This is a genomic window from Myxococcus sp. AM009 (assembly GCF_013372605.1).
Lineage (GTDB): Bacteria > Myxococcota > Myxococcia > Myxococcales > Myxococcaceae > Myxococcus > Myxococcus vastator.
Map to the genome: position 1 here is coordinate 1 of NZ_JABXEP010000226.1, position 8,852 is coordinate 8,852.

An 8,852-nucleotide genomic window follows, 5' to 3' on the forward strand; every position below is an offset into this window, starting at 1 on the left:
TGGACGGCGCCCTGGAGATGATTGCCCTGTCCGCGGAGAGCGTGGACTTCGAGGACGGGCTCAAGCTGGAGGGCCTGGTCGGGCTGGCGGACAACCTGGAGGATGAGCTTTCCCAGACGGGGGAGCTGGCGGGACAGCTGTCGGACGGCGCACCCGCCGCGCTGGAGCGCCTGCGCGCGGCCGAGGCGGAGGTCCGGCGCCGGGTCGTGTCCGCGCTGCGCCGGCGTGCGGTGTTCTCGTTCCAGGGCAACCTGGCCCGGGGACGTCGGGAGCCGCTCGAAGCGCTGGCGGGAGATTCACGCCGCCTGACGCAGCTGGAGAACGCCCTGGCGGTTCTGGACCCGACGCAACAGGGCCTCAAGCAGGAGCTGCTGCTCCCGCTGGGCATCGCCTACGCCCGGGAGGTGCTGTCCTCCACGCCCTTCGAACGCATCGAGCAATACGGGCGCGCGGTGCAGTCGGTGGCGGAGAACCTCCGGCGCGAGGGGGTGTCCCTCGACGCGGTGTTCTCCGAGTGTCGCGAGGTCATCGAGTCCCGGCTGCGCGAGCATGCCCAGCTCCTCACGCGCGAGGTGCCCGGCCCGCCGCCCGCGTCCACGTCGGTGCTCAACGGGGACGCCTACGTCTTCTACCGGGGCGACTTCGCGGCGAAGGCGCCTGATGGAGAGTTGTCCGCGCTGCTGGGGCTGGATGGACAGCTGGCCGCGAACCATGGCGGCGCCGCGCCCGGCTTCCTGTCGGAGGCCGTGCGGTCGGCGGTGGCCCAGGCGGAGCTCGGGTTCGTCCAGACGCGCGTCAAATACCTGCGGAGCTGGCTGACCCAGCTGCTCACGTCGCTTCCCTCGCCCGAATCCATGACGGAGCGCGCGGATGCCGAGCGCACCGTGGACCGGCTGGTGCGCAGCCGTTTCCCGATGCTCGCGTTGAAGGAAGGCGAGCTGGTTCGCCTGCGGGGTGTCCTCGCGCTCCTGGGCACCATGCCCGGTGACCTGGGGGAGGGGGCTCGAAAGCTGGAGGGACAGCTGCGCGGCATCGACGAGGACTTCGGGCGCTTCAGCCGGCAGGTGCTGGCTCGGCGGTCCTCGCCATGAGCCGGCCTTGCCGAGGACGACAGGTTGAAGCGGAGAGGGGACGCTGAGCATGTTGGCCCGGCGCCTCGCGGACCTCCGGCGGAGGCTGGACGCGCTCCACCAGCCCGCGCCCGCTCGCGGCGACTGGCGGACGTGGGCGTTGCTGGGGCGCCGTGCTCGCGGGCCCGAGGATGTCGCGCTGCCGGTGCTGGCCGCGCTGGACCGGGACCTGGACCGGGTCGGCGTGCACACGTCGGCGGACGCGCGGCTCCTCAAGGAGCTGGGCCTGCGCAAGGGCAGGGCGGGGGCATTGGCGCAGGGGCTGCTCGACAGGGCCCATCAAGCGCTCGCGGAGGTGGAGCAGTGCCTTCCGCTGGTGGAGCGGGCCTGGCGCACGGGTGCGCCACTTCCCGGCGCGGTCGCGGTGCTGGAGAAGGGCTTCGTCCAACTGGCGCGCGTGGTGAAGGTGGCGGACCTCTTTGCCCGTCCTCCCTCTTCGGAGCCGGAGGACGACGACGCGGCGCTGGAAATCTACGGGCGCGCCGATGGGCGCCCCTCGCGGCAGGTGCCCTCCAGTGCTCGCCTGGCCGTGGCGGAGTTCTTCGCGGAGCGGGCCCGGGCCAACGCCACCGACGTCATGCAGAAGCGCAGGGACCTGGACCTGGCGCACGAGCTGCTCATCCGCCTGGGCGCGGACCACGACCGCGAGCGGGGCATGGTGCTGCGGCGTCAGGTGGCCGAGGCCCGCGAGCGGGTGCGGGCCGTTCCGGCCGTTCGCTCCATGGATGAGTTGCTGCGGCACGTGCGCCACACGGCCCGGCGCGAGCCCCAGGTGGCCTACCGCTCGCTGAAGGGGCTCTACGAGCGGGCCTTGGAGGCGGGGGACGCGGCGCTGGCGGACGCGGCGCGTGCGGCGCTGACGCCGCTGTTGCCGGCCCCCCCTCAGCTGTCGTCGCTGATGGAGCGCGCGGAGCTCGATGGCCTGTCGCACTGGTTCGGCGAGGCGCCCACCGCGCCTGACGAAGTCCCTGGCCCGCCCAAGGCCGATGAGCTGCTGACGGACCTGGCCTTCTCACTGAAGCCCGAGCAGCTCTCCACGTTCGAGCTGGCGGCGGGCTGTGCCCGCTACTTCGACGTCGAGGATTCGCTGTCGGAGGAAATCGTCCTGGCGGATACGCGCACCGCGCGGGCGGTGCCCCGGCGCGTCCCGTACCCGACGCAGACGATGACGTACGAGACGACGGGCAGCCTCCATGAGGTGCACAACTTCGTCCTGACGGACCCGCGGATGCTGCTGCGCGACCTGGCCGCCAGTCACCAGTTGGTGCGCGCGTATCTGGACGACGAGCCGCCTCCGCGCCCTCGGAAGGTGAAGCGCACCGCGGTGCGGGTCTACGTCTGCGACGCGTCGGGCTCCATGCACGGCGCGCGAGCCCGTTTCCGGGATGCCATTGTCATCGCGGAGCTCAACAACCTGCGCGTCAAGGCCCGCCGGGGCGAGCACTTCGACCCGCTGTACTTCAGCTTCTTCAACGACGTGCCCACCGAGCTGGCGCGCGTGGACTCCGCGCTGGAGGCCACCCGGCAGCTGGAGAAGCTCTTCCGCGACTCACCCGCGGAGGGGCAGACGGACATCACGCTCGCGCTGATGTCCGCGTTCGACTCCATCCGTGCCGCGCAGGGGAGGGACCCGTACCTCGCTCGGGCCACCGTGGTGCTCATCACCGACGGCGAGGACCGCGTGGACCTGGAGCTCATCCGCCGCACGCGCGCGCCCATGGACGCGCTGGACATCGCGTTGAGCTTCGTGTCGCTGGGCGAGGAGAACCTGGACCTGCGCCTCCTCGTGCGTGAGCAGCGGGCCGCCGGAGGCCGCGCCTTCTACCACCACCTCTCCGACGAGGAGATTCTGTGGGCGCGCACGGAGTTCGACACGCCCTGGCGCACGTTGCTGCCGCGTGACGTGCCGGCGTGCGGCGATGCGCTGGAGCAGCTCACGCCGCACCTGGAGGCGCTGGAGGCTGTCGCCGCCGGGCGGGCCGCGCCACAGGCCGTGGCGGTGGACGCTTCGTTCGATGCGCTCTTCCCGGAGCAGCCCACGCTGCCCCCCGGGGCCGCGCCGCCCGGGGCCGACCTCGCGCACCGCGTGACGGACATCCTGGGCGCACTGGTGGAGGCTGCCTCGCTGGCCCCCGCGGACCGGCGCGCGGCGGAGAGCCTGCTGCTGCTTCAACACCTGCTGGGTGTGTACGGATTGACCCCGGCACGCTACCTGTCCGCGCTGTCCGCGGGTGGGCAGGCCACGCAGGCGGCGTTGCAGCGCGTGCGGCTGTTGTGCCGGCCCTTCGGGTAGGCTGCGCCCCACGCCCATGTTCTTCGGTCTGCTGAGGAGACGAAAGAAGGAGCCGTCACGCCCAGCGGACCCGCTGGCTGCCTTCGACCAGCTCATCGAGAACCTGGAGCGCCAGGCCGCCGAGGTCCGCAAGTCCGCGGCCACGCTGCTGGCGCTCAAGGCGGACCTGGTGCGCGCGGAGGAGCGCTATGCGCGCCGGTTGCTGGAGCTCACCTCGCGGCGGGCCACCGCGAAGGAGCGCGGTGACGCTTCGGCGGTGCGCGTGCTGGAGAAGGACCAGGCGCAGGCGGAGGACCTCCTGGCCGGTACGCGAGACGCGCTGGAGCGGGCGGAGTCGGACGGGCGGCTGTTGCTGGAGGCCGCGAGCGAGCTGGGAGACCGCGTGGTGGAGCTGCGCCGCGAGCGGGAGAGCGCGTCCGCGCGGCTCACCGTGGGCGGGCTCGTCACCGATGCCCTGCGCGAGCGCGTGGCCCGCTTCGACCAGGCGCTGGTGGTGGACGCGGCTCGGGATGAAATCGAGCGCGCGCACGCGCTGGCGGACATCTACCGCGAGGAGAAGTCGCAGGAGGACTGAGCGCGGCTTCAGGTGCGGCGCGCCGTCTGGTGCAGCTCCAGGACGATGTTGCCGCCCTTGAAGAGCCGGACCGCGCCGGACGTCTGACTGACGACGAGGGCGATGCAGCCCGTGGTGGACGTCATGCCCGCGGCGGCCGCGTGCCGCGCGCCCAGGCCGAGCGGAATCTTCACGGCCTCATCCGCCGCGGACAGGTAGCGTCCCGCGGCCAGGACGACGCCGTCCTCGCGGATGATGAAGGCGCCGTCGAGCACGGAGAAGTTCTTGATGGCCTCGCGAATCTTCGGGTCAAGCACGTTCCGTTCCGCCTCGGAGAGCCCCTGGAACGGGTTGATGGTCATCTGCCGGCTCTTCTCCAGCACGGTGTTGTGGGCGCCAATGGTGATGATGGTGCCAATGGGGTGGCCCTCGAAGCCTTCCTGGCCAATCTGCAGCGCCAACTGGATGAGGGCGTCCACCACCTGGGAGTTGAACTCGTCACCCAGCTTCACGCCTTCGATGGCGACGCGGTCATCGAGCGAGCCGCCGATGCGCATCTGCATCAGCGTGTCCGGCGCCCGGCCCACCTTGCCCGTCATGCACAGGACCAGGTCGCCTTCCTTGAACGCTCCCTGGGACAGCGCGGACACGAGCGCCACCTTTACGCGCTCAGTGCGGGAGTAGTCGTACGCGGGGATGACGAGCGCGCGGACCTTCTTGGCGAGGTGCTCCTCCGCCAGCTTGGGCATCGTGACGGCGTAGACGAGCTTCTTGCGAGCAGGCCGGCCGCGAAACTCTTCAGCGGGAATGGGCGTGTCGCAGATATAAAGGAAGTGATCGACTTCGTTCTTGCCGGCCAACGAGAGGGCCGAGCGCAGGAACTCCCGATCGAACTTCGTGTTCTCGCTCATACCGAGGTCAGCTTGACACCGAAGACGGCATGAATAAAGCTTTCGGGCCCTTTTTTTGGGGTGCAGGGCCCCAAAACCTCGCTGAACTGGAGCGAAGGCTGTGAACCAGAAAGATCTCAAGCGTTACAAGAAGATGCTCGAGGACAGCAAGGCGAGCCTGCTCGAGAGCGCCAAGAAGACCCTGGTGGAGGAGTCCAGTTTCGACACGGACGACCTCCCCGACGAGATCGACCTGGCGTCTTCCGAGTATGCGCAGTCAATGGTCTTCCGCCTTCGGGACCGGGAGAAGTTCCTGCTGCAGAAGATCGAAAAGGCGCTGGTCCGCATCGAGGACGGCACCTTCGGCATCTGCGAGCGGTGCGAAGAGGACATCTCGCCCAAGCGCCTGGAGGCGCGCCCGGTGACGACGCTTTGCATCCGCTGCAAGGAAGAGCAGGAGAAGAAGGAGAAGTCCTACGGCTGAGCGCCGAGGCAGTGAGGGCCGCGCGGGGGATGCCCCGTGCGGCCCTTGGCATTTCAGGCCGCGGGCGCCTGGATTTCCACGCGCAGCAGCTGACGGCCGATGAGGAAGTGGTCCCCGTTGTCCACGAAGGTGGGGCCCGACAGGCGGATGAAGGTGCCGTTGGACGAACCGACGTCCCGGACCTGGAGCCGGTCCTGCCGCACCTGCAGTACGGCGTGCCGCCCGGACACGAAGCCGTCCGTGGGGAAGGTGAGGTCGCCTTGCTCGCGGCCCAGGAGGTTGTCGCCCTCGCGCAGGGGGAAGGCGCCGCCGCGCAGGCCGCCCTCCAGCAGCTGCACCAGCCGCAGCCGGTAGCCGGGATCCGGTGAGCCCCAGACCTGGGTCGCGCCCGGTCCGGTGGTCGCGGTGGGAATGGGCTCCAGCACCAGCCGCTGGCGTCCCAGTCGCAGCTCGCCGCCGGGGGACAGCTCTCGCTCCTGGCGCAGGCGGACGAAGACGCCGTTGGCGCCGCCCACGTCCTCCACGGCCAGGCGGATGCCGGAGAAGAAGAACCGGACCTGGAGCGGCATGATGAAGGGGTCGTCCGTGAGCGAGATGTCCGCCTGCTGACCGCAGGTGAGGGTGTCGCGCTGCATGCGGACGACGGACTCGGGGCCGCCATCGGCGCGCACCACGCGGATGGAGACCTGCGGGCGCGAGGCGACGCTGGCGACGGCCATCACCATCGTTCCGGAGCGCAGCGGCGAGCCACACGCCCGGCAGACAGAGGCGTCCCGAGGATTTTCGGTGTCACAGCGGGGGCAGTATTCCATCGCGTCCATGGAGGGCTAGGGGTTGTACCAGGGCCGGGGCTCGGTTGCTCGCCTTGCGTTGCTCGCGGCTTGCCCCCTACCCAAGCGGCGTGATGAAGTCGGTGTCCCACCCCTTTGGGGATCGTTTCCTTGCACTGCCCCTCCTGCGGCGCTGACGCCCAAGAATCTTCCCGTTTCTGTCCCGCCTGTGGCGCGACCCTCGTGCGTACGCCCGATTCGGACGAGTACGTCGGCAAGACGATTGCCTCCAAATACCGGGTCGAAGCCCTCATTGGCGAGGGCGGCATGGGCAAGGTGTTCCGCGCCCGCCAGCTCTCCCTGGACAAGGTGGTGGTGCTGAAGGTGCTGCGGCACACGCTCCTGTCGGACGAGCGCACCGTGGCGCGCTTCCAGCGCGAGGCCAAGGCCGCCAGCCGCCTCAACCATCCCAACTCCATCAGCGTGCTCGACTTCGGCCAGGCCGAGGATGGGGCCCTGTTCATCGCCATGGAGTACGTGGCGGGGCAGGACCTGCACCAGATCCTCAGCCGCGAGTGGCCCCTGAACGAGGGGCGCGTGGTGCGCATCGTCAGCCAGGTGCTGAGCGCGCTGTCGGACGCGCACGGCGCCGGCGTCATCCACCGCGACCTCAAGCCCGAGAACATCATGGTGGAGCCGCGGCGCAACGAGCCCGACTTCGTCAAGGTGCTGGACTTCGGCATCGCGAAGATCACCGACTCCACGGACGACGGCCCGGCGCTCACCCGCGCGGGCTTCGTGTGCGGCACCCCCGAATACATGTCGCCCGAGCAGGCGCGGGGCTCGCAGCTCGACCACCGCTCGGACCTGTACGCGGTGGGCGTCATCCTCTACCAGTTGATGACGGGGCTGCTGCCCTTCGAGTCGGACTCGGCGGTGGGCTTCGCCACCAAGCACCTCACCGAGGAGCCGCCGCCGCCCACGCGCCGCCGGCCGGATGCGCGAATCTCCCCGGCCATGGAGCGGCTCATCCTCCGGGCGCTGTCCAAGAACCCGGCGGACCGGCCCGCCACCGCAGAGGCCTTCAAGGCCGAGCTGCAGGCCGTGGACAAGGAGCGCCGCCGGATGGACTCGGCGCCGCGGCGCTCGGCCAACTCGTCCGCGGTGCTGGCGCCGTTGCCGCGCAAGTCCGCCGCCAGTCCGCAGAGTGACGTCCGGGATGCCACGCTGCCCGGGTGGGGCAACGAGGTGACCATGGAGGCCACGGTGCGCGCCCTGCCGGGGGTGCTCGAGCCGTTGCCCGCGAACGCCGACGCGATGGCCGCCACGCGTGAGCAGACGGACTCGCTGGTCCACACGCAGCCGGGTACCGGCGGCGGCAGCGGGGTGGCGTTCTTCTTCAAGTCGCTGACCATCCTGCTGGTGGTCGCCGCGCTGGGCTTCTTCGCCTACTACTTCTTCATGGGCGCGGGCAGCGGGGGCGCGCAGGACCTGCCCTACGCGCTGCCCACGAATGCGCCGGTGCCCGCGGGCGCCAACAACTCCGCGGTGGGCGCGAGCCCCGACGTGCCGCTCTACGACCGGGCCATTGTCTCGGGCGCGCGCAACGTCGAGCGCGCGCAGGAGTTGGCACGCGAAGGCGACAAGGCCCTGCAGCGCGCGGACGTGGGCCTGGCGGCGACGAAGTATCGCGAGGCCTTCGGTCGCAGCGGTGACCCGGAGCTGGCCCTGAAGCTGGGCGAGGTCTACTGGCACCGGCAGAACCAGGACGAGGCTCGGGGCTGGTGGAACCGTCACCTGCGTGAGCAGCCGGCTTCCAAGGCGCGGGCCCTCATCGAGCAGCGCCTGGGCGGCACCGTGGCTCAGCCCACGTCGCCCTGACGGGCGGCCTGCCCCACGTCAGCCCAGCGTCTCCACCTGGAGCACATGCTGTCCCAGGCGGACGCGGTCTCCCGGACGCAAGGGGCGTTCGACGCCGCTCGCGAGGCGCACATAGGTGCCCAGGCCTCCGGACAGGTCCCTCAGCAGGGCGCCAGTGGGCGTGGGGGACAGCTCGCAGTGGCGCCCCGCGAGGCCCTCGTCGCCGGGGAAGCTCAAGTCACAGTGGGCCAGGCCAATGGTGAGCAGCGGCGCCGCCGTCATCACCGCGCGTCCCGCCCGGCCACCGACGAGCATCTCCTCCACCCCGTAGACGGCCTGCCCCAGCGGCACCGGGGCACCGTAGATGGTGGGCCGTCCCGTCACGGGGGGCTGGGGCTCCAGGCGGCCCGTGAAGCGGAACAGCCGCTGGCCCGCGCTGAAGAGGGTGCGTGGGGTGAGGGCTTCCGTGCCCCCCACCGTGACGAAGACGCCGGAGGCGCTGGATTCGTCCCGCACGTACAGCGAGCCCTCCTTCACCAGGAAGGTGGCGTGTAGAGGCGACACGAAGGCGTCGTCCGCGAACAGGATGGCGCCGCGCTGGCGGCCCACGACGCAACCGGTGACAGGCAGCTTGTAGCGCTGCCCTCGCGCGGAGCCCGCGATGACCGCGAGCCCGAAGCGGGAGGCGGCCGGCGGGGCCGCGCGCGGCGCGGCGGTGGCCACACCGGCCCGTCCAGGCATCGCGCTGTCCGGAACCGGCGGGGGCGGACGGGTGGTGGCGTGGCCAGCCGCGCCGCCCGTGCGGGCCATGATGCCCGGGGGCGCCGTGGGGGCTCGCTGTGGAGGTGGCCGTTCCACCGACAGGCCTGCGG

The 8,852-nt window shown here is 70.9% G+C and carries 7 protein-coding genes and 1 pseudogene; 5 read left to right on the forward strand and 3 right to left on the reverse strand.

Features of this window, described 5'->3' with window-relative positions; all coding sequences use genetic code 11:
• From HV824_RS33060 to HV824_RS33070, 3 genes and pseudogenes are all read left to right on the forward strand, one after another.
• Positions 1-1,091, forward strand: a pseudogene (locus tag HV824_RS33060) (AAA family ATPase); the annotation flags it as partial.
• 49 nt (positions 1,092-1,140) lie between these two features.
• Positions 1,141-3,423, forward strand: a complete 2,283-nt coding sequence (locus HV824_RS33065; protein WP_176425041.1) for a vWA domain-containing protein — start codon at positions 1,141-1,143, stop codon at positions 3,421-3,423.
• Positions 3,424-3,439: 16 nt separating this feature from the next.
• Positions 3,440-3,997, forward strand: a complete 558-nt coding sequence (locus tag HV824_RS33070; RefSeq protein ID WP_176420943.1) for a PspA/IM30 family protein — start codon at positions 3,440-3,442, stop codon at positions 3,995-3,997.
• Between the two features lie 8 nt (positions 3,998-4,005).
• On the opposite strand, the gene HV824_RS33075 is transcribed toward HV824_RS33070, so the two are convergent.
• On the reverse strand, positions 4,006-4,887 hold the full coding sequence (locus tag HV824_RS33075; protein WP_176420942.1) for a diadenylate cyclase: 882 nt from the start codon (positions 4,885-4,887) through the stop codon (positions 4,006-4,008).
• A 100-nt stretch (positions 4,888-4,987) separates the two neighbouring features.
• Between HV824_RS33075 and HV824_RS33080 the strand changes: the two genes are divergently transcribed.
• Positions 4,988-5,350 carry a TraR/DksA C4-type zinc finger protein gene (locus tag HV824_RS33080; protein WP_163785741.1) on the forward strand — a complete coding sequence of 121 codons (363 nt, stop codon included), beginning with the start codon at positions 4,988-4,990 and terminating at the stop codon, positions 5,348-5,350.
• A gap of 53 nt (positions 5,351-5,403) precedes the next feature.
• Here the strand turns inward: HV824_RS33080 and HV824_RS33085 are convergent, their stop codons facing one another.
• Positions 5,404-6,171 (reverse strand): FHA domain-containing protein, encoded by a 768-nt coding sequence (locus HV824_RS33085; protein WP_176420941.1) that lies wholly within the window; start codon positions 6,169-6,171, stop codon positions 5,404-5,406.
• 120 nt (positions 6,172-6,291) lie between these two features.
• Between HV824_RS33085 and HV824_RS33090 the strand changes: the two genes are divergently transcribed.
• Entirely contained in the window at positions 6,292-8,001 is a 1,710-nt protein-coding gene (locus HV824_RS33090) for a serine/threonine-protein kinase (protein ID WP_176420940.1), read from the forward strand.
• Between the two features lie 18 nt (positions 8,002-8,019).
• Here HV824_RS33090 and HV824_RS33095 read toward each other — a convergent pair.
• On the reverse strand, positions 8,020-8,852 hold an 833-nt coding region (locus HV824_RS33095), incomplete at its 5' end, for an FHA domain-containing protein (protein WP_176425042.1).

Coding starts and splice junctions, on each gene's coding strand:
- HV824_RS33085 (WP_176420941.1), bottom strand. CDS start 6,171: ATGGACGCGATGGAATACTGCCCCCGCTGTGACACCGAAAATCCTCGG.
- HV824_RS33075 (WP_176420942.1), bottom strand. CDS start 4,887: ATGAGCGAGAACACGAAGTTCGATCGGGAGTTCCTGCGCTCGGCCCTC.
- HV824_RS33070 (WP_176420943.1), top strand. CDS start 3,440: ATGTTCTTCGGTCTGCTGAGGAGACGAAAGAAGGAGCCGTCACGCCCA.
- HV824_RS33065 (WP_176425041.1), top strand. CDS start 1,141: ATGTTGGCCCGGCGCCTCGCGGACCTCCGGCGGAGGCTGGACGCGCTC.